The organism is Kitasatospora sp. DSM 101779 (genome assembly GCF_025655475.1).
Classification (GTDB): domain Bacteria; phylum Actinomycetota; class Actinomycetes; order Streptomycetales; family Streptomycetaceae; genus Kitasatospora.
Map to the genome: position 1 here is coordinate 25,657 of NZ_JAHTIK010000003.1, position 19,621 is coordinate 45,277.

Annotated in this window: 21 protein-coding genes and 2 pseudogenes; 8 read left to right on the forward strand and 15 right to left on the reverse strand. The window is 72.4% G+C overall.

Going from position 1 to position 19,621, the window contains the following annotated elements; genetic code table 11:
* Positions 1-541 precede the first annotated feature (541 nt).
* Positions 542-838: pseudogene (locus KSNIM_RS39605) on the forward strand (DUF1524 domain-containing protein); the annotation flags it as partial.
* A gap of 4 nt (positions 839-842) precedes the next feature.
* Here the strand turns inward: KSNIM_RS39605 and KSNIM_RS39270 are convergent.
* The 7 genes from KSNIM_RS39270 to KSNIM_RS38705 form a co-directional block, all read right to left on the reverse strand.
* Positions 843-1,598, reverse strand: a complete 756-nt coding sequence (locus KSNIM_RS39270; protein WP_317634125.1) for a transglycosylase family protein — start codon at positions 1,596-1,598, stop codon at positions 843-845.
* Between the two features lie 216 nt (positions 1,599-1,814).
* Complete coding sequence (locus KSNIM_RS38675; RefSeq protein WP_263108344.1) at positions 1,815-3,050, reverse strand: PP2C family protein-serine/threonine phosphatase; 1,236 nt, start codon at positions 3,048-3,050, stop codon at positions 1,815-1,817.
* 129 nt (positions 3,051-3,179) lie between these two features.
* Positions 3,180-3,521, reverse strand: coding sequence for a hypothetical protein (locus KSNIM_RS38680; RefSeq protein WP_263108345.1), 342 nt, complete (start codon positions 3,519-3,521; stop codon positions 3,180-3,182).
* Between the two features lie 350 nt (positions 3,522-3,871).
* Positions 3,872-4,468: a transglycosylase family protein gene (locus KSNIM_RS39275; protein ID WP_317634126.1), complete on the reverse strand. Its 597-nt coding sequence runs from the start codon at positions 4,466-4,468 to the stop codon at positions 3,872-3,874.
* A 461-nt stretch (positions 4,469-4,929) separates the two neighbouring features.
* Positions 4,930-5,139 carry a hypothetical protein gene (locus tag KSNIM_RS38695; protein ID WP_263108346.1) on the reverse strand — a complete coding sequence of 70 codons (210 nt, stop codon included), beginning with the start codon at positions 5,137-5,139 and terminating at the stop codon, positions 4,930-4,932.
* Positions 5,140-5,294: 155 nt separating this feature from the next.
* Complete coding sequence (locus KSNIM_RS38700) at positions 5,295-5,525, reverse strand: DUF6296 family protein (RefSeq protein ID WP_263108347.1); 231 nt, start codon at positions 5,523-5,525, stop codon at positions 5,295-5,297.
* A 220-nt stretch (positions 5,526-5,745) separates the two neighbouring features.
* Entirely contained in the window at positions 5,746-6,327 is a 582-nt protein-coding gene (locus KSNIM_RS38705) for a hypothetical protein (protein ID WP_263108348.1), read from the reverse strand.
* 242 nt (positions 6,328-6,569) lie between these two features.
* Here KSNIM_RS38705 and KSNIM_RS38710 point away from each other — a divergent pair, with 242 nt between their 5' ends.
* The 3 genes from KSNIM_RS38710 (at position 6,570) to KSNIM_RS38720 (ending at position 8,760) form a co-directional block, all read left to right on the forward strand.
* Positions 6,570-7,217 (forward strand): hypothetical protein, encoded by a 648-nt coding sequence (locus tag KSNIM_RS38710; protein ID WP_263108349.1) that lies wholly within the window; start codon positions 6,570-6,572, stop codon positions 7,215-7,217.
* A 151-nt stretch (positions 7,218-7,368) separates the two neighbouring features.
* A complete protein-coding gene (locus tag KSNIM_RS39280; RefSeq protein WP_317634127.1) occupies positions 7,369-7,878 on the forward strand; it encodes a hypothetical protein in 510 nt (169 codons plus the stop codon).
* A 366-nt stretch (positions 7,879-8,244) separates the two neighbouring features.
* On the forward strand, positions 8,245-8,760 hold the full coding sequence (locus KSNIM_RS38720) for a DUF5994 family protein (RefSeq protein ID WP_263108365.1): 516 nt from the start codon (positions 8,245-8,247) through the stop codon (positions 8,758-8,760).
* A 535-nt stretch (positions 8,761-9,295) separates the two neighbouring features.
* Here KSNIM_RS38720 and KSNIM_RS38725 read toward each other — a convergent pair.
* Entirely contained in the window at positions 9,296-10,129 is an 834-nt protein-coding gene (locus KSNIM_RS38725; RefSeq protein WP_263108350.1) for a YihY/virulence factor BrkB family protein, read from the reverse strand.
* Positions 10,130-10,475: 346 nt separating this feature from the next.
* Between KSNIM_RS38725 and KSNIM_RS38730 the strand changes: the two genes are divergently transcribed.
* A complete protein-coding gene (locus KSNIM_RS38730) occupies positions 10,476-10,643 on the forward strand; it encodes a hypothetical protein (protein WP_263108351.1) in 168 nt (55 codons plus the stop codon).
* Positions 10,644-10,695: 52 nt separating this feature from the next.
* On the opposite strand, the gene KSNIM_RS38735 is transcribed toward KSNIM_RS38730, so the two are convergent.
* From KSNIM_RS38735 to KSNIM_RS38745, 3 genes are all read right to left on the reverse strand, one after another.
* Positions 10,696-10,944 carry a hypothetical protein gene (locus KSNIM_RS38735; RefSeq protein ID WP_263108352.1) on the reverse strand — a complete coding sequence of 83 codons (249 nt, stop codon included), beginning with the start codon at positions 10,942-10,944 and terminating at the stop codon, positions 10,696-10,698.
* A gap of 56 nt (positions 10,945-11,000) precedes the next feature.
* Complete coding sequence (locus KSNIM_RS38740; RefSeq protein ID WP_263108353.1) at positions 11,001-11,498, reverse strand: DUF5994 family protein; 498 nt, start codon at positions 11,496-11,498, stop codon at positions 11,001-11,003.
* Between the two features lie 854 nt (positions 11,499-12,352).
* A complete protein-coding gene (locus tag KSNIM_RS38745) occupies positions 12,353-12,625 on the reverse strand; it encodes a hypothetical protein (RefSeq protein WP_263108354.1) in 273 nt (90 codons plus the stop codon).
* A 404-nt stretch (positions 12,626-13,029) separates the two neighbouring features.
* Between KSNIM_RS38745 and KSNIM_RS38750 the strand changes: the two genes are divergently transcribed.
* A complete protein-coding gene (locus KSNIM_RS38750; RefSeq protein ID WP_263108355.1) occupies positions 13,030-14,226 on the forward strand; it encodes a tetratricopeptide repeat protein in 1,197 nt (398 codons plus the stop codon).
* Positions 14,227-14,249: 23 nt separating this feature from the next.
* Here KSNIM_RS38750 and KSNIM_RS38755 read toward each other — a convergent pair whose 3' ends face one another.
* From KSNIM_RS38755 to KSNIM_RS38770, 4 genes and pseudogenes are all read right to left on the reverse strand, one after another.
* A complete protein-coding gene (locus KSNIM_RS38755; protein WP_263108356.1) occupies positions 14,250-14,489 on the reverse strand; it encodes a hypothetical protein in 240 nt (79 codons plus the stop codon).
* Entirely contained in the window at positions 14,486-17,080 is a 2,595-nt protein-coding gene (locus KSNIM_RS38760; protein ID WP_263108357.1) for a DEAD/DEAH box helicase, read from the reverse strand. Before KSNIM_RS38760 ends, KSNIM_RS38755 begins: the two co-directional genes overlap by 4 nt.
* A gap of 83 nt (positions 17,081-17,163) precedes the next feature.
* Positions 17,164-17,668 (reverse strand): annotated as a pseudogene (locus KSNIM_RS38765) (Imm21 family immunity protein).
* Between the two features lie 46 nt (positions 17,669-17,714).
* Positions 17,715-18,107 carry a hypothetical protein gene (locus tag KSNIM_RS38770; protein WP_263108358.1) on the reverse strand — a complete coding sequence of 131 codons (393 nt, stop codon included), beginning with the start codon at positions 18,105-18,107 and terminating at the stop codon, positions 17,715-17,717.
* Between the two features lie 436 nt (positions 18,108-18,543).
* Here KSNIM_RS38770 and KSNIM_RS38775 point away from each other — a divergent pair, with 436 nt between their 5' ends.
* Positions 18,544-18,894 (forward strand): hypothetical protein, encoded by a 351-nt coding sequence (locus KSNIM_RS38775; RefSeq protein WP_263108359.1) that lies wholly within the window; start codon positions 18,544-18,546, stop codon positions 18,892-18,894.
* Entirely contained in the window at positions 18,891-19,142 is a 252-nt protein-coding gene (locus KSNIM_RS38780; protein WP_263108360.1) for a hypothetical protein, read from the forward strand. Before KSNIM_RS38775 ends, KSNIM_RS38780 begins: the two co-directional genes overlap by 4 nt.
* Positions 19,143-19,621 lie beyond the last annotated feature (479 nt).

Sequence of the window (19,621 nt, forward strand, 5' to 3'; positions counted from 1 at the left end):
CCGCGCCGTCGGCCTTATCGCAGTGGCCCGCGACCCGGTCGTGGAGACCGCACGGCACGGGCCCGGACCGGCCGGCGCTGACCGGGCCGGGTACTCGGCGAGAACCTCGTCCTCGCCATCGCCAAGGCCGCCGTCCTCGCCCCGTGCGCGGCGCTGGCCGTCAGCGCCGGGATCCTGCTGTCCTGGGCCGCCGGCCTAATCCTCGCCGTCACGGTCGCGAACGCGGTGCCGTTCGCCCGCGCCCTGCCCACCACCCGCCGCCACACCCCCGACGGCCGCCCCGACCCCGCCCCCTCCGGCACCGGCGCCGACACCACCGGCACCGCCCGGCCGGGGCGGATGGCCCGCTACGCCGCGGCGGACTATGTCGGCCAGCTCGGGCAGACCGCGGTCGCCAAGTCGCTGCCGCTGCTCGTCCCCGGCCGGCGGGGCGCCGAAGAGACCGCCTACTACTCCCTCGCGTACCTGGTGACCGACACCCTGTACCAGGCGGCCTACGCCATGGGGCAATCCCTGACCGTGGAGAGCGCCGCCGAGCCCCACCGCCCACTCCGGTGCCTCGAACTGGAGCGCGAAGGAGCGGGAGGCCTACGCCAACGACCCGGACGAGCCGCGTGCGCTGATCGCCGTCTCTGCCCGCTCCAACCGCTCCAAGGCGGACAAGGACGTCACCGACTGGCTCCCGCCCGCCACCGGGTACCGGTGCACCTACCTCGCCGACTGGGCCGCGATCAAGACCCGCTGGGGCCTCACGGTCGACCAGGCCGAGGCCGACACCCTGCGCCGGCGCATCGCCGACTGCCCCAACGAGCCGCTCACCGTCACCCTCGCCCGTTGATGCGTCAGGGCAGGCGCAGGGCCTGGCCCGGGAGGATGAGGTCGGGGTTGTCGCCGATCGTGTCGTGGTTCGCCTCGTAGAGGGCGGCCCAGCCGCCGGCCACCTGCTGTGCCTGGGCGATCGCGTCGAGGGTGTCGCCGTCCTGGACCACGACCGTCGCCGCCTCGGCCGGGCCCGGGCCGGTGTCGGTGGTGGTCGCCGTGTCCTGCTCGTCGGCGGCCGCGCTCTGGTCGGCGGGCTGCTGCGAGGCGGCCGGCTTCCGGACGGCGGGCTGCTGCGCCGGACGCGGCGCGGGCACGGTGTGGTGGGCGCCGGTGCTGTGGCCGGCGCGGGCCCCGCAGACGGGCCAGGGGGCGAGGCCGCGGCGGGCGGCGAGGTGTTCGGCGACCGCGATCTGCTGCTCGCGGCTGGCGAGGTCGGCGCGGGCCGCATACGCGGTGCCGCCGTTGGCCTTCCACGTCGCCTGGTTGAACTGGAGACCGCCGTAGTAGCCGTTGCCCGTGTTGGCGTGCCATCGGCCGCCGCTCTCGCAGGATGCGACCTTGTCCCAGTCGACGCCCTGCCCGACGGCCGCCGGGGCCTCGGCAACGGCTCCCACGCTCGCAGCCGCGGCGACCGTACCCGTGACCCCTGCGACGGCGGGTGCGGTGTGTGCGGGGGCAGCCTGCGCCGGGCCGGCGAAGGCTGCCCACAGTCCCGCGGCGCAGGCCAGGGCGAGGAGTAGCTGCAGGATCCGGTGGGCGAGAGACACGACGGGCACGGCGGAGCACTCCCCGAGAAGGTCGGCGATCGGGCGGCCGGCGCCCCGGGGCACCGCCCTCCCACCGTTGCCACACCCCACCGCCTGCACCTGGCCGACATCCCGCACGGGTCACCCGCCCGGCCGTGCGCGGCCACCCGGCCGCACCATGCCCGCCCCGGGCCGACCCGCGTCCGGCGTCTGGTGCGCTCGCGCGCACCTGCAGCCGGTGGTGCGTTACAGGCGGACGATGACGAGGGCGGTGTCGTCGGTGACGCCGCCTGGGGGCAGCAGGTCGGCGAGGACGGCGTCGGCGAGGGTGTCGGGGTCGAGCGCGTCGGGTCCCGAGGCTGCGTGGTGGCGGGCGAGGGAATCGATGAGGGCGGTCAGGCCGGTGTCGATGTCCTGGCCGCGGCGTTCGATCAGGCCGTCGGTGTACAGCGCCAGGACGTCGCCGTCCGCGAACACGGTGGTGGCCTGGGGGCGTGGGGTGGGTTCGGGGTGGGCGTCCAGCGGCGGGTCGGTCGCGTCGTCGAGCAGTACCGCGGTGCCGTTCGCGCGCAGCAGCACCGGGGGCGGGTGGCCGGCGCTGGAGTAGGTGATGGTGCGCTCGTCCCAGTCGAGGAAGCAGGTGACGGCGGTGGTGGATTCGGCGCCGTCGAGGAAGTGCGCGTAGCGGCCGAGGGCGTCCAGCGCCCGGGCGGGGCCGTCGGCCACGAGGGATGCGGCGGACAGGGCGCTGCGGAGCTGGCCCATGACGACGGCTGCCGCGAGGCCGTGGCCGACGACGTCGCCGACGGTGACCGCGGTCCTGTCGCCGCCGGGCAGGGGGATCAGGTCGTACCAGTCGCCGCACACGTTCAGCGCGGCGGTCGCGGGCCGGTAGCGCACGGCGGTGCGGTGGGCGCGGATCGGCCGGGCCGGCGGGAGCATGGCGCTCTGCAGGGCGAGGCCGACCTCGCGTTCTCGCTCGTTCGCAACCCGCAGCCGCTGGTTGACCTCCTCCAGCTCCCGCAGCCGGCTGTACAGCTCGGCCTCGACGCGCAGTTCGGCGCCCGGCCCGCCGGTGGCGCGGATCAGTGCCGTGACGTCCTCCACCCGGTGGATCACCAGCACCACCCGCCCGTCCGGCGCGAACACCGGCGCATTCACCGGGCTCCAGTACCGCTCCTCCCACCGGCCCGGGGCAACCTCGACGTCATAGCGCTGGACCGCCATCACGTCGCCCTCCCCGCCGGCCAGCACCCGGCGCAGCGACGCCTCCAGGTCCCGCATGCGGGAGGTGCCGGCGTCGTGCGGCTGGCGGGGGAACGCGTCGAACAAATACCGGCCGACCACCTGCTCCCGGCTGCGCCCGGCCTGGCGCAGGAACTTCTCGTTGGCCTCGGCGAACACCAGCTGCGGGGTGAGCAGCGCGACGGCGCCGGGCAGCGCCTGGAACACCGCCGCGAAATCGATGCCCGCCTCCACCATGCGCTCCTGCCTCCGGCCCCGGTTGGTGCTGTCCGGTCAGGATAGGAGCGCCCGGGCCCGGGCACCGGGCAGGACGGCGCCGGGGCACGGCACGCCCTTCTCGCTGCTGCGCCGCGACCGGCCGGCCGGTCAGCCGCCGGTCTCGGCCTGCAGGAGGGCGCGCAGGTCCGGCGCCAGGTCGGGATGGTCCTGCCACGGTGCGGCCAAGGCCCGGTAGGCGGCCCACGCGGCGTGGGCGCCGGGCCCCGGTTCCGCCTCGCCGAGGCGCTGCCACAGCACCTGGCACAGGTGCCGGGCGGCCGCGGACACGGCGCCGACGGCCTCGCGGACGGCCGCCCGCTGGTCCTCGCGCATCAGCGGCTCGTGCCCCGGGACACGCAGGGCCGGTCCGAGGGCCTGGTACGCCCGCCCGTCGACGAAGGAGTTCAGATCCCGCAGCTGCTCACGGGTCGGCAGGACGGGTGTGCTCACGGCACGGAACGCTACCCGGCGCCCCAACTGGACTGCCGGGCAACCGTGATGCCCGGTCGCCGGTCGGGCCAGCCGCGCAATCCGGGGCGAGGGAAAGAAGCGCTGCCGCCCGCAGCACCGGCCGGCCACCACTGCCCCCGGCCCTCCCAACAAGGCGCCACACCCCCTCGCCCCCGCCCGATACCGGCAGGGCCTGCACCCGCTGCGCCCCTCGGCGGCCTCAGTCTCAGTCCGGGGCTTCGGCGGGGCGGACGGGGCCGCCCCGCCGCCGTGCCGTGCCGCTGATGCGGCGACAGGCAGGACGGTGATGCACGGGGTGGCTGCGACCCGCGCCGAGCCGGATCGGGGCGTCAGGGCAGGCGCAGGGACTGCCCGACCAGGATGAGGTCAAGGTTGTCGCCGATCGTGTCGTGGTTCGCCTCGTAGAGGGCGGGCCAGCCGCCGGCCACCTGCTGCGCCTGGGCGATGCCGTCGAGGGTGTCGCCGTCCTGCACGACGACGGTGCCGGCGGCGTCCGGTGCGAGGTCGATGGCATCGTCCGGGCCGGCGGCAGTGGCAGTGGCGGTGGTGTCCGGTTCGGCGGTGGTCGGCTGCTGGGCGGCGGGCCGCTGCGCGGGGCGCGGGGCGGGGACGGTGTGGTGGCCGGTGGCGGGTCGTTTGCCGGCGCGGGCGCCGCAGTGCGGCCAGGGGGCGAGGCCGCGGCGGGCGGCGAGGTGTTCGGCCACGGCGATCTGCTGCTCGCGGGTGGCGAGGTCGGCCCGGGGTGCGTATGCGGTGCCGCCGTTGGCGCGCCAGGTGGCCTGGTTGAACTGGAGGCCGCCGTAGTAGCCGTTGCCGGTGTTGGCGTGCCAGCGGCGGCCGCTCTCGCAGGCCGCGATCTTGTCCCAGTCGACGCCCTGCCCGGCGGCCGGTGCGGCTGCGGGCGCCGCCTTCGCGACCGTGCCCACGGTGCTTGCGGCGGCGGACGTGGTGTGGGCGGGGGCGGCCTGTGCGGGGGGCGGCGAAGGCGGTCCACAGGCCTGCGGCGCAGGCGAGGGCGAGGAGTACCTGCAGGATCCGGTGGGCGAGGGACACGACGGAGCACTCCCGAGAGGTCGGCGATCGGGCGGCCGGCGCCCCGGGGCACCGCTCCTCCCCACCGTTGCCACACCCCGCTGGTCCATGAGGGTCGGCGGCCGGGTTCCGGTCCGGCATCCGCCGCGGTGTCTCGCGGGTGCCGGGCCGTCATGGTGACGCCCGCGGTCGGGGGCGCCACCGCCGTGCAGGCGGTGGCGGTCTGCCGCCGCAGGCCCCGGGCCACCGGGCTGTTGCCCGCGACGGACCCACCCGCGGCCGGTCCGGTCGCCGCCTGGACTCGGTGGCGATCGCGAACTGCCTGCGCGTACTCCGGCTCCGGCGCGGGCGCGCTCTACGGCAGCTCGGGGGGCCGGGTGCCGGGGCGGGGGGTCTCGGTGACGATCTCGTACAGGCCGGGCCCGGCCTTGCGGAACCATCCGCCGACGGCTTTCGCGAGCCGGGCCCGCTGGACGTCCAGGCGGTCGACCGTGCCCCCGGGCGGGATCTCCACGTACTCGTGGACCATCGCGATCTCCTCCGGTGTCAGTTCGGGGTCCGGCACGGCAGCCCTCCACGCAGTTCGGCAAACGGTCAACCAAAATACCCAAGCCCGGCATATGCCCCCAAAAAGGACATTGCATGCAGGGCCTGCCGAGTCCCGGCCCCATCCGCGGAACCGCACGTACCGTTCGCCGGTCCGAGACGGTCCCGGGTCCGTCAGGGGAGGGGTTCGGCGTGGAGGGGGCCGTGGTGGAGCGGGGTGGGGGCCAGGAGCCGGGCGGTGCCGTGTTCGGTGATCTCCACGCGCAGGCGGCCGGTCGTGTCGGTGTAGACGGGGTGGCCGCCGGGGCCGGTGCGGCCGGTGGCGGTGACGACCGTGCCGGTCTGCGGGGCGTGGCAGCCCGGCCGGCCGGGGAGAACGATCAGGTAGCGGTGCACGAGCGCCATCACGACGCTCCCTTCCACGTCTTGCTGCGCCGCACATGGGTGGCGGTGTCCAGACCCTACGCCCGGGCAGACCCGCAGGCGGATGCCGTGCCGGTACGGCCTCACGCGTCGTGCGGCGGGCAGATGGAAGGGCGGTGCGCCACGGGACGGGACCGGTTTTCCGGCCTGCCGGGCGGGCACTGCGCCGGCCGGTCCACGGGAACCGGCCGGGCGCCCGGCCCTATGCCTGGTCGGCCCGTGTGCGCGGGGCGGGCCGCAGGCGGCGCCAGGCCCGGTGCACCGTGGCGACGTCGTGCCCCAGCTCGCGCGCGATCTGCCGGAACGGCTCGGGCGGTGTCAGCGCGCGGCGCCGGACGATCTGCGCCTCATCGTCCGCCGAGAGCACCGTCCACCCACCCGTCCCCGCCCGCCGGGCCGCAGGCTCGGTGACGTGCCGCCAGGTCATCCCCAGCACCGCCTGGCGGACCGTGCTCTCCGAGACCTGGTGCTGCCTGGCCAGCCGGCCCAGAGTCGTGTGCCCCGCGCGGTAGGTGCGGCGCATCCGCGCCACGGTGGCCTCGTCCAGCCGCGCATACGCAGGCGCCAGGTTCTTCACCGCCACAGGCGGCGCCACCGGGGCGGGGACCGCCACCGAGCGCCACGTCCACCCGCAGGCGGCACCGGCCACCGTCGTCCAGCTCACCTTGAGGGCCGCCGCCCACCGGGCAACCGCGGCATGGTCGCGGGCGACATCGCGACGGATCTGCGCGACGAGGGCACGGCTCAGCTTCGTGGGACGGGCCGCATCGGGGGAGGGGGTCATCAGCATCTCCAACAAGGGGCGGGGCTGCGGAACACGGCGCCGCGCACGGCACACACTGCGCCAATCGGCGCGAGCCCTCCAGGGCTGATGACCCGTTTACGGTAGCGCGCACGCACCGGGACCGGACAGGAGACAGGCCAATCGCCCGCCCCGCCCTGGCCGGTGCCTGGACTGCACGCCGCGCCCGGGGCGCCGGCCGTCCGCCGCGGGGTTCCCCGCTCACCACTCGGTACCGCCGGATCGTGCCGTCCCACCTGGTGCGATCATCGGTGGCACCCCGGAGCGGAAGGTGGGTCCTTGTGGATGATGCGGCGGTCTCCAAGCTGGCCAGACTGCTTCGGGCGGATCCCCGCGGCCCGCACCAGGCCCTTGAATGGGAGCGGTGCCGGTCCGAGATCGGACTGGAACTCCCGGCGGACTACCGGCAGTTCACCGACGTCTTCGGGTGCGGGTCGATCAACGACGAGTTCGGGGTGGTCTCGCCGTTCGACTACCGCCTGCCGGGGAGCCACTTCAAGAACTTCTCGAAGATCCTGACGGAGACGTTCGAAGGCGCCGGGAGCGCCATCGCCGAGATGCGCGAGGCGTGGCCGGCCTACTTCCCCTACCCGGTGTTCCCGGAAGCCGGTGGACTGATCGCCTGGGGAACGAACACGAACGGAGACATGTGCTTCTGGGAGACCGCCAGCCCGGACCCGGAGAAGTGGACCGTCGTCGTCTGGCTGCGGGGCGCGAGCCCGGAGCAGGCCTGGATCCGGACCGGCGCCGGCATGGTGGAATTCCTGATCGACATCGTCTCCGGGCGGCACCCGTACTCCGCCACCCTTCTCGTGGCGGACAATCCCGTGTGGCTGCCGAATATGGCCCCACCGCACCGGCCACCACGATGACGCCATGAGCACAGCCCCGGCGGCCAGGCCGAACCGTTCCGATCCACATCGGCGAACACGCTCCCGAGCCGGGCGGCCGCCGTTGCCGCGCTCCGGCAGCCGCCCGGCATACTGCCGTCCTGACCCATCGGAGCGGGGGAGGGTGCGGGTGGTGACGGCGGGCCAGGACCAGACGGCAGGCACGCGGCCGTCCCGTCGCCCGACCCGCAGCCGGGTGCGCCACGGCCAGGCCTCGTGCGCGGACTACGGCTGCCTGCGCGCCGGGTGCCGCCAGGCCGCGCTGCGCGCCCGCCGGCGCCGAGACAGTGACCGTGCCCAGGGCCTGGCCGCGCGCGTCGACCCAACCCCGGCGGCGCTGCGGGCCGCTGTCCTGGTCCGCCGAGGCATGTCCGCCCAGGACATCGCGGACGCCTCCAAGATCGCCGTCACTTCGGTGCGCCGCCTGCTGCGCCCGCCCGGGCGGCGTCCGGTCCGGATCGCCCGCAGCACCGCCGAGGCGGTCCTCGGCGTCCCGCTGCCCAGGCGTGACCAGCCCCCGGGCCCCGGCCGCGGTCAGTTGGTGCTGCAGGTGCGTCTTGGCGAGGCCGTGGTAGCGCGCGCGGCGCATGTCGCGCCCGTGGACCGCCTGGGCGATCAAGCCTTGTGCACATCCGGTCACTGACCATATGCCTAGCCATGATCGTGAGCGCGTGGGGTGTACGGGCCAGGGTGGAGGAGATGCGTTGCGGGCCTCATCGGGTGGTGCCGCCGGCCGGCCCTGTCCCGGGCGACGTCGGGCTCCGCCGGGCCGACGGCTTTCTACCGCGACTCGATCGCCATGGCGGCCGACATCCTCCCGGAGCCGAGAGTAGCCTGGGTATCACCGAAGGCACTTCGCATGCCGGCACCGGACACTGGCGTCGTCTCCGGCGAACGGTTATCCCGGACCCGGCCTTGAACCGGGTTCGGAGACAGGTCCTTGATCATGACTGCGATCCTCGATCGCGCGACGACGCCTGCCACCCCAGAATCCCCCCTGCGGCTGTCCATGGCGCCCGACGGCGTACGGACCGGCCGGTTGGACGGGGCCTGGTGGCCCCGGTCGCGTGACCTTCTTCTCGAACTCCCCTCCTTGGCCGCCGAGATCGACGAGCGGTGGGGCCGGATCACCCGGATCACCGTGAACCCCGCACAGTGGCCGCTCATCCCGCGGCGGATCCCGGTCGCGGGCCACACCGTCCACGCGGGCTGGTTCACCACCGAGCAGGACGAGCACATGATCATGGTCTGCTCGTACGCCCCCCGCCGGCTGAACCTACTGGTCGTCCCGCCGCAGACGGACGCCATTGACGCTACCCGGCTGATGGCCAAGGCCGCCGATCCCGCCAACACCAAGACCGCGAGCGAGCTGCTCGCCACGCAGACGGCCGGTGGTGGGGCACAACCGGCGCCCCGTTCCGACTTTCTGCCGTCGGCCGTCGCGCCCTCCACCCGCCCTGGTGAGGCCGGACGGCGAGCGGATCTCGCCCGAAACCGGGCCGCCTCCTGGCCGGTACCCGCGTAGCCGGCAGATGGCAGCCGCCCTGTACAGCGGCCGGGGCCGGGCGGGTCATTCACGTGACCACTCGGTCTCGGCGTCGGGCTCGCCGACGGCATCGGCTCCTTCCCAGAGGCGGATCCTGACCGCCCGGGGGCCCGGAGCGGGCCGGGAGAGGGTGCGCACGAACACGTCCCGCAGGTGGTTGGCCGCCCGCTGGGGCGGCCCGTCGTACTCCAGAGGGTTCTGCAGGGAAGCACTTTCCTGCCGAGACCAGTGGCCGTCGTCGTCCTGGGTCTCCAGAACCCATCTGTAATGCCGCATCCTGGCCTCCCGGGTCAATGCTGCCGCCGCCGGAAACGACGGTATGGGCGGGGCGGATCAACCGCGACTGGTGGACTGGACTGCGCCCGCACCACGGCCCGGGTCGTACCAGCTGTAATGGGCAGTCGCCTGAGAGCCTTCTGGGCAGCATTCAGTACCACTGGTCTGGCACCAAGGGGGAGCCGCCTCGCGCGACAGCGCGACGCACTCAGAAATGGGCATGCCGGCGAGTCGGATATCACTTGTGCCGTTTCAGCCGCGCTGTCACGCGTGGGATTTCCTCATGGAGTAGGCGGCCGATCAGTGCGCCGCCGAAGACGACGAATCCCACGCCGACGAGCCATGACTGGATGACCAACACCGTCCCGAACGGGCCGTAGGTGAAGGTGTTGGACGCGATCAGCGGTGAGAAAACGAGCCGGGAGAAAAGCCGCAGGCCGAGCAGTCCGATCACGGTCACCACGGCCCCCGGCAGCAGGGCACGCCAGCGCACCCGTCCGCCGAGCAACAGCCATTGCGACCACCAGACGAACAGGACCGCAATCAGCGCCGCCACGAGCCCGCCGGCCGGGGACCGGCGCCAGAGTGTGCTGGTAGCGGACAGGAAGAGGAATCCGATGAGGGCAGCGAGCCAGAGCACGTGCCGCCATCGAGCCCACCAACGGGCCGACGGTAGATTCCAGGCCTTCTCGTAGCCGCTCTGTACCGCGGCGCCGAACGACAGACCGAACACCGCCAGGGCGGCGAGACCGAAGGCCGTCGTGGTTTGAAACGCCTGGCCGGGCCGCCCGAAGAGCTGCTCGACCTCCTGCCTGGAAGCCAGCGACACGCCGAGCCCGTCCCCCAGCCACTGGGCGAAGCCCCGCCCACGGTCCGGATCGGCTGCGGAGACCACGATCAGCAGCGGGACCAGGGTGAGGAACCCGAGCGCCGCGAAACCCAGCGATCGCTGAGACAACTGCAGATCGCCGCCCCGCATCCAGCCGCGCCCGGCAGGCGACCGGCGGACCACCCGTCGCAGCCGTCTGAGTAGAGACGGCCGGTCTCCAGCATTGGCGGGCTCCGTCGGCATACACGTTGACTACCACGTTCGATACGCCGTTACTGAAGGGCGCGACCACAGGGACCGAGTCAGGCTTCTCCGCAGAGGGCCTGCCGGCGAAACGGCCCGGAGGATCTTGGCTGGAGGCGCGGCGAACCCGCCGACTCGGATGAAAGCGTTCCGAATCGCCAACCGATCCTCGATCAACCTGCCGGAAAGGCACCAGCCCCACCGGCGATCACGGCCGACCGGGGAACGACCCGCCGAGGAAACGGCCGTCAGGTTTGGCCCCGACGTACTCGCCCATACGCGGGGTGCAGCCGTGACCACCGCCAGTCCGCTGGTGGCTCGCGGACAGAGCTTGAAGGAGGGCGAAGTGGCACTCGCGCTCTTCTTGATCATCATGGCGATCGTGCTCGGCCTGGTCGGCGCCGTCGCCAAGGGCTTGCTGTACCTGCTGTTCATCGGTATCGCCGTGCTGATCGTCGCGCTGGCCATCTCCGCCGTCCGTTTCCGGAGCGGAGGCCGGTCCGCCAACCGCTGAGCAACCAGGTGACCGCCGCCGAAGGCGTTCCTTTCGCCTGAGTGGATCGGCGTCAGTACTCGGAGCCGCTTCGCAGGTAGGTGCCGGCGACCTGGAGCCACGCCCCGCGGCCGAAGCACGTCTCGATCCGATGCGGGGTGTCCTCGAAGACCCGCAGGACGCGCAGCGCGCCGCTCGGGTGGAGGTCGTATTCGAAGGTGACGCCGTCGTCCGCGCCGTCTTCGTACTGGAGGTCCAACGGCCCCTTCGACGGCTCTGCCGGTGCCCGGGCATCGGCTGAGAGTTTCACGTAGACGGACATCTCTGCGTCCCGCCTTCCTGTCTGCTCGAGGAGCCCAACCTGTGGTGCTGTTCCTCTCAGGTCGCTTCGGCCGGTGGCTCGGTGGCGGTGGCGGTGGCGGTGGCGATGAGGATCTGCCGTGCCGAGTCGGTTCCGCCGGCCTCGATCGCGCGTGTCATCGCGGCCAGGGCCGCCTCCCGGCTTGCCTGCGGGGGGACGACGAGCAGGCTGAAGTGGTCGCGGTCGCCCCGCGTGATGATGACCGTGTCGTCGCCGACCGGGTACCGGTCGATGTGCACCGACCGATCGTCGATGACCAGCCGGGCCGGGATGTCGTCCCAGGCGTCCGTGTCCAGGCCGACGCTCAGCACGGGGCCGAGATGTTCGGTCAGCGCGGTGATCAGGCCGGGCAGTTCGGCGCCGATGTCCCGGGAACGCGGCCACCAGGCGCCGTCGAGCGCGCCTTCGCGCGACTGTGTGGTCTCCAGGCGCAGCAGGACCGTGCCCGGCTTCGCCGCCTGGCGGAACCGGTCGGGCAGGAGCCCCGGGTGCGAGGCACTGGTTTCGTCCGACATGACCGGCAACCTATCCGCGGGCACCGGCCCGGGCCCGCTGACAACGGGGCGCCGCTCGGGGTGCGGCTTGGTCCGTCCCGATATCCCACGGTACTCCGGCTGCATCGGGGCCGATCCGGCGTCGTCGCAGACGCGGCGGGGCAGCCGGCGGGCGGCGACGCCTCAGCGCCATTCGATCAGGAACAGGGTGGCGTCGTCGCTCGTGCGCCCGCGCCGTTTCTCCCTCAGGACGTGGGAGAGCGCCCGCACCACGGCCCGCACGCCATCCTGCGAGCGTCAGACCCGCGGACAAAGCTCGGCAGGTCCGGCTTCCGCTCGAACACCTGGTGGGGCCAGAACAGACCGTCCGGCCGGACGGCACTGCACCGCCCGTTCCGGCCGGCTCGGCGCCACCGGCGGCCCGCTCCGCTCGTACAGCCGCTCGCTTGGGCGCCCGTTTGGATGCGCGTCTGGGCGCTCGCTTGGGTGCCCGTTTGGCGTCCGTCCCGGAGCCGGGCCCTGGTGTATCAGTGCAGCTCAGCTGGCCGATCCGGCGAACTCACCGGCCCGACTTACCTTCCGGGGCGCTCTCCTGGTGACGGACGGGGCGGGCGCGGCGGTCGGCTTTTGGTCGGACGCTGCGCTGTGCCTTTTCTTCCCGCGTCCGGCTGGGGCCGGCCGCGCGGTCGGGTTGGGGGAGGGGGCGGGCAGGGCCGTCAAGGTTGGCGATCGGCCGCCATCAAGGTAGGCGGAGGAACGCCATCAAGGTACGGCGCAGGGCCGTCAAGGTATCCGCCGATCACCCGGCGGATACCTTGACAGCGCAGGTCACGGCCGGTGCACGCCCGAGTGCGCACCGGCCGTGCACCCGCCGGTCAGGGGGCGGGGTTCTTCTCCAGCCACGCTCGGTACGCCTCCGCACACGCCTGCCGCATCTCGATGCCGAGCCGCGCGCAGCGGACCTTGAGGGCCTGCTTGATCTTCTTGGGCACGTAGGCGCCCATCTGCACCCAGTCGCTCTCCCGGGCGACCGGCCCGGCGGCCGGGGCCGGCTGCGCCGAGGTGGCGGGCTCGGCGGCGCTCTGGGCGGTCTGGTCGCCGACGCGCAGGCCCTCAACGGCCGGGACCAGGTGTAGCGGCCCATCCATTCTGACCAGCAGGGTAAGTCCGAGCAGGGGGTTTCGCAGTTATGGCGGGTACCGGGCGGCTGGGGTGCGCAGATCGCCTGTGTGCTGTGCAGTTCATCCGGTCCGACCACAGCCTGCCCACCAGGGCATTGGCCGACGACGGCACCCCCGCTGCGCACTTTCAGCGGGCGGAGCGCAGTTCAATTGGGCGGCTCCAAAGAGGCCCTCCACGGCCTCCCACGTGGGTCGTCGGCCCCGGTGTGGGTTGCGCGCATGGTCGGGCACGGAGGGCCGGGAGCGGTCACATGGGTGGCGTTTCTGGGAGGGCCGCTCGTCGTGGTTCCCGAGAGGCCGCCCGCCCGCGGCAGCCCCGTCCCGGCCGAGTACGATCATCGCCACATCGGGCGCGGGGTGAGGGAGCGGGCATGTTCGCGGCATTGCGGAACCGGGCGCAGCGGCGGGACCTCGAACTCTCCAACCGGTTGTACGACCAAGGTGGTCGGCTCGGGGCGCAGGAACGGTGGGCCGAAGCCGAAAGCACCCTCCGGCAGGCCGTCGAGCTGTGCACCGGGCGGTTCGGGGCAAAGGACGGGTGGACGCTCGTCGTCCGCACCCGCCGGGCAGCCCTCCTGCTGCACCTCGACCGCGACGACGAGGCCTGGGCCGAGCTGCAGGAGCTGCTGGCGCACTGCCCGGCCGTCCTGGGCGAGGCCCATGCTGCCACCGCAGAGGTGCGGGTCGAGCTCGCCAACATGTTGATCGCCCGGGGCCGACCCGCGGAGGCCGAGGGGCTCCTGGCGGCCGTGCTGCGTCATCGGTCGGCCCCGGACTGGCGCGCCCTGGACGCCGGGGACGCCAATCTGCGGGCGCACGCCGCTCAGGGCCGGCACCGCGAAGCCGTCGACGGGTCCCGGGCGCTGCAGCAACAGACCGCCCGGGTCTACGGCGCGAACGACATCCGCACGCTGAAGGTCGCCTCCGACCGGGTGCAGAACCTGGTCTACCTTGGTGAGTACGAGCAGGTCGAACGCGAGTGCCGCGACCTGATCGAGCGGCACGGCACGCCCAGCCTGCTCTGGCTGTCCGTCATGAACGCCCTCGTCTTGGCACTCAACGGACTCGGGCGCCACGGCGAGGCGGAGGACACCGCACGCCTCGCAATCGGGCGGCAGCGGGAAGTCACGCAGTCCAGTAGCGACATGCGGATCACCCTGAGCCTCGGGCTGGCCCGCAGCCTCTCTGGCGGCGGCCGCCACGAGGAGGCCCTGCAGATCGCCACCCGGGCCGAGGCGGAGTTCCGGGAGAACCCCGGCAACCGCGTCGCCCTCGCGGCACCGGTTGCCACCGTCACCGCCCAGGCCCTGCTCGGCCTCGGACGAGCCGACGAAGCCGAAGCCGCGAGCCGCAGGGCCGTCGAACTCGCCGAGCCGCTCGGCCCCGCCCACCACAGCACCCTGGAGGCCGCCACCACCCTCGGCACGGCACTCACCGCCCAGCACCGTCACACCGAGGCCCGCGATCAGCTCACCCGCTGCACCACCGCCTGGCGCGAACACTTCGGCCCCGAGCATCCCCGCACCCGCGCCGCCGTGACGGCACTGGCCGCACTCCCGCCCGCCTGACCGATTCCGCCCGGACGCCGGGTCTACCAGTCGAGCGGCGGCCCGAGGTAATCGTCGCCGTACGCGTCCCCGGCACGCTCGTCGGGATCGAACCGGCCGAACACCCGCAGCCGGTCGGGCCGGAGCGCGCCCGTGTCGATGCACGGGTCACGACGCACGGCCCGCTGCTGGGAGGCGTCCCACGGCTCAGGGAGGAGGTGCCCACCGTGGCAGTCGACGCCCCCGCAATGCACCCCCACCAGGCCCTCGCTGTGGCCGTTCATGCCCACTCCACGCCGTGCTCGGCGAGCTGCGCCAGCTGCCCCGCGGTGAGCTTGGCTCGCCTCGCCTTCTGGTTGTTCAGCCACGCGCCGAGGCCCACGTGGACGACCTCGACGCCCTCCTCGCCGCCGGGGCCGGCCACCGTGACCTCCAGCGGCTCCTTGTGCGGCCGCGGCACCCGCACGTGACCCTCCCGCCCGGCGAACGCCGCGAGCGCCGCCAGACCCTGCGCGAAGCGGTCCACACGGGACACCTTCGGCTTCGCCTCCGCCGCGGCCTTCGCGGCCACCAGCTCCGGGTCCGCCTCGATGCCGATCGCGACCAGCAGGTCCTGCTGATCCGGCTCCAGGCTCGGCCAGCCGGCCCGCTGCGCCACGACCCAGCGGCCGAGCTGCTCACCCTCGAACACCGTCTCCGCGGGCAGCTGCGCCCAGTCCACTTGGCCGTCCAACTCCAACCACCACATCCGCGCCACCGCGTAGGCGCGCTGCCAGACGACCGGCCAAGCCGGGCACCACCACGGGTCGATCTCCTCCAGCGCCCGGCGCCGCTCCGGCGCCAGCGCCCCGGGCTCGCCCGCGGGTACCTGGGCCGCTGCCCGCAGTTCTGACAACCAGGTGCCGATGGCGTACCCGCCGACGGACGCCCGTGCGGGCGCCGCCAGGCTGCCACCGTGTTCCTTCGCCCAGACCCGCGCCCAGGCCAGGCCGGCCTCGAACCGTGCATCCGACACCGACCAGATCATGCCGAGCGCATCCAGCATCTCCACCCGGTGACGCGCCAATTCACCCGCGGCATGCTCCGAACGCCTGTCCGATACCCACTTGCCGAGCGGGAAATTCCTCTCCTTTCCTACCATTTCTGAATAAGGAACGTCGAGCCCACCCGTTTCCTGGAACCAGCGCCGAGCGTGATTGATACCCTCCCGCCAATACTGATTCTCCCCCTTCAATACCCGGGATGCGATGAACAGCGCCAGCACGTTCTCGTCCACCGGCGTCTGGAACCGCACCGGCAACGTGAACGCACCCGACCCACCCTCACCTGACCCACCCTCACCAGGTAGAACAGCCGCCTCGGCGCTGCGCCCCTTGGTGCGCTTGCCGGACTTCTGCGGCACCGCGAGGGCCTCCACCACGCGGGCGTCGTGGCTGCGGAGCGCGGTCAGGATCTTGACCAGAGGGCCGTAGCTGTCCGACTCCAGAATGTCTCCCGGCTCCTCACCGGGCGCCAGAAAAATGGGCACGATAAGGCTTGCTGTCTTGCCCTCGCCGGGCTTCATGCGCAGGGCCCGGCCGATGGCCTGGACGATATCGACCATGCTGCCCCGGCCGGTGAGTACGACCGAGTCTGCATTCGGGATATCCACGCCCTCGCCGAGAACCCGGCACTGGGAGACGATCCGGTGCCTGAGACCGTCGTCCTCCTCGCCCTTCCCGAAGTCGCGGATGACGTCCTTGCGGAAATCCACGTCGTGCTCACCGGACAGCCACTGCGCCCACATCTCCGGCGGATATTTCTGCGGGTTGTCGAGGTGCAGCTTCTCGACGGTCTGGTTCAGCGTCTCGGAGAAGTAGCGGGCCTCGAGCGTGCGGTTGTGGAAGGTGATGCACCGCTGCAGGCCCCGCTCGACGACAGTCTTGATCAGCCCGGCCTGGATCGCGGCGAGGTGCGCGGCCGGCACCTCGTCCCCGCTCCCGTCGGGGGCCTCCCCGACGCCCGGCCCCCACGGCACGCGCTGCCGCTCGGCAGCGTCACGGTCGGCGCGCGGCTCGCGCAGCTCCAGCACCACGACCTCGAACGGCGCGAGCAGCTTGCGGTCGATGGCCTCCGCCAGGCCGAGGGTGAACACCTGCGGCCCGTACACACGCACATCATCCATGGACACCGCAAGCTCCTCCGGGAGCGGCTGCAGGGCGTCCGCACGCCTCTTCATGGCCGCGCTCGGCGGCGCCCAGATCCGCGGCGTCGCCGTCATATACAGCCGGCGCTCCGCCGGGATCGGGTCCTGCTCGTGGACGACGGTCCAGGACTTCTCGACACTGCCGGACGACCGGTGGGCCTCGTCGCAGACCATCAAGGCCAGCGGCGGCAGCACCTCGCCCTTCCGCTGCGCCCAGTAGGCGTAGGCGTCCGCCACGGCCCCGACCGAGGCGTAGGTGGCGAACAGGGTGGCCGGCCGGCGGCGGGCGGCCGCCAGGTCGAGCCACATGCCGATCATCAGCGGGCTGGTCGTCGCCTTCACCCCATAGGGCAGCTCGGAGTCGACCAGCGAGCAGACCGCGTGCATCTCCCCGGAGCGGCCGACGGCCCGCCAGGAGCCGATCATCTGCACCAGCAGATCCAGCGTCGGCACCACCACCAGCACCACGCCGTGCGGCGCGAACTTCTGGCCTGCCGCCGCCCCCACGTACGACTTCCCGGAGCCGGTGGCCATCTGCACCGTCACCCGCAGCCCACCCGGCAAGGCCGGCTGCCCCGGACGAGGCGTCAGGCCCCGCACGATGGCCTCCAGCGCCTCCTCCTGATGCCCCCGCAGCGAGACACCCACGGCACCCCGGGCGGTCGTCAGGTCCGGCTTCACGACGTCCACGAGAACGTCCCTCTCCTCACTACTCATGGGTGCGGCTTTCGCGAGTATTGCCTGATTGTGTCCTGGGTGTATGGGCTGCCGCATCATGCCTGAAGCGGGTGCAGCTGGACCAGGGTGAGCCAGGTCTCGGGGTCGGGTTCGACGTAGGCGGCGCGCACGGCATACGGCCCGGCCTCCAAGGCCACTCGTACGTGATCCTGCTGGTGGGACTCGGTACCCGTCCAGGCCGAGTCGAAGAGCATGACCGCCCCCGGTACTTGCCAGAGCAGCTCGCTCTCCCACGACGCGGCACGCAGCGCTGTGTCCACGCTGGCGAGCATGGCCTCCTCGGACTCCGCCGCGGACCAGCGCACGAACACGTTCTGCGCTGGCAGGTACGCCGTCGAGGCCGGCTCGTCCCCCCAGCACCAGGGCTTGGGCCGCCCCAACCTCGATCAGGCCGGTGAAGCCCTCGACAGCACAGGCCCTGTCGTAGTCGTCCCTGGCCGATCCCGACCATGCTTCCAGCACGGCTTCCGGGACCACGATGAGCGCTCCTCCCAGGGACTCCACCCACGAGACCGCTCCCGGCTCCCCGTACATGACCATGCGCGAACCTACAGTCTGCCCAGGACTGGTGCCGCGGCCCGCGCGGTCACCGTGGAGGGGCCGGTACCTTGCGCATGAGTTCGTGGTCCGTGCAGGTTTCGTCGGGGTCCTCGACGAGGCACAGGTTGTAGCCGCGGTCGTCACGCCGGACATCTGCGCTGAAACTGCACCGGAGGTCGGTGGGTTCGCCATTCACGTTGGTGGGACGAACGTCCACGGTGAAGGAATCCCCCTTGGTGGCTGTCTGCGACGAGTAGCTGCCCTCCCCGCTGTAGCTGACCATGAACTGCCATGCCGCCCGGGTCACCGTGGGCGAGCACTTCCAGTGAGGCTCTGCACTGTCGATGTTCTCGGCGGTGAGGGTGCGGTCCGCCGCCACGTGCATGACGGCTCCCTGGGCATTGGCCCAGTCGCCGACGAGGTCCTGTTGGTGGATCACTGCCCGATCACCGCCCGCGCCCGCGCAGGCGGTGCATGCCAGGACCAGCCACCCACAGGCAACCATCACGCGCCACCGCGTGCTGCGCGTTCTCCTGCCCGCCCGCGCCCCGCTTCGGCCCTCCCTGCCGCCAGCTGCGAGCCTGCCCACGATCCCAACCCCTCTTGTAGCGGCCGCGCGTATGACAACGGCCGGTTGGCGCGTCCCAGCGCGGCGTCAGCCTGGCACATTTTTTGAACATGTTCAATATTGGTTTTGCGGTGGCCGGCAGGGAACAGTCGCGACACCAAGCGCAAAAACGATGTCGCCCCGCCGGGACCAGAGCGATGACCGCTCCCAGAGGACGCGCGATAGACGGAGCGCCCGCACCGGCACAGGCGGCAGCGGTGACAGGGCGCTGCCGTACGGTGTCCTGGGAACCGAGAAGGAGGCACCGATGAGCGCTCAGCCGATCCACGGCCCCGAGCTGATCCCCAAGCCCGCCCAGACACCCCTGGCCCTCTACGAGGCCGTTGCGGCCCTCCTCCCGCACCGGCTGACCGAGATGACCGCGGACCAGGCCCGCGCCATGACCGAAGCGGTCGAGAACCAGAGCCTCAAGCCCCTGCTGCGCTTCACCGTGAAGTGGGCCGTGGACGTCGAGATCGCGCGCCACCCGGAAACGCTCGCCGAGCTGCACCGCGCCGAGTACCTGGCCCATCACGCGCAGACCCCGGAAGAGCGCCGGAAGCAGGCCGCCCTCGCCGGCGCCATCGTGGACGCCGCCGCCGAGGCGGTCCGCGGGTGACCTGGGGCTGGGAGTACAACCCGGACGAACACACCGTCGCCGCCGGGGCTCCGCCCGCCTTCATCGCCCAGGTTGAGAAGAAGGCCGACGAGATTGTCCGCGCCGCAGCAGCGCTCTACCTGGACGGCACCACCTACCAGGGACCCGGCGAAGGCATGAAATCCGCCGATGTCGAAGACGGAATTTTCTGGTACATGATTGTCCCGCGCGACGAGCGCATTTATATTCTGCTCATTCAGTCCCTTTAGCTGGATTCACGCGGGCTTTTCGCCCGTGCCAGGGTGAGCACGGGGCTGCGGGCGGGATGCGCTAGCATCGGATTTCTGATACCCGCCTGGTTCTTGTTTCCCGAGGTCGGGCCGTCGATTTTCCGCTTGGATGGGGAGGGGTCCTGCGGCGGGAACGACTGACAGTCAAAACTTGATACATGCCCGGGAGGGGTGGCCCTGGGGTAGCGCACCGATCCTGGCATGGGGGAGGTTGGCCAGCCAGTGATCGGCCAGCCCGGCCTTTCCCCAACCCCGCCCCGACGCGCCTTCAACCCACCTACCCAGGGCAACCGCCCCTAGCCAGCCCTATCCCACCTCAGTTAATAACCTAACTCAGCTGTTTGAGCAGAGCTCAGCCACAGGGGCCGCCGGAGCGAAGCGGAGCGGCCCCGGGAGGGGAGCGAAGCGGACCGACCAGTCCCGGCGAAGCCGGGCCGGCCTGACCGAAGGTCAGGCCA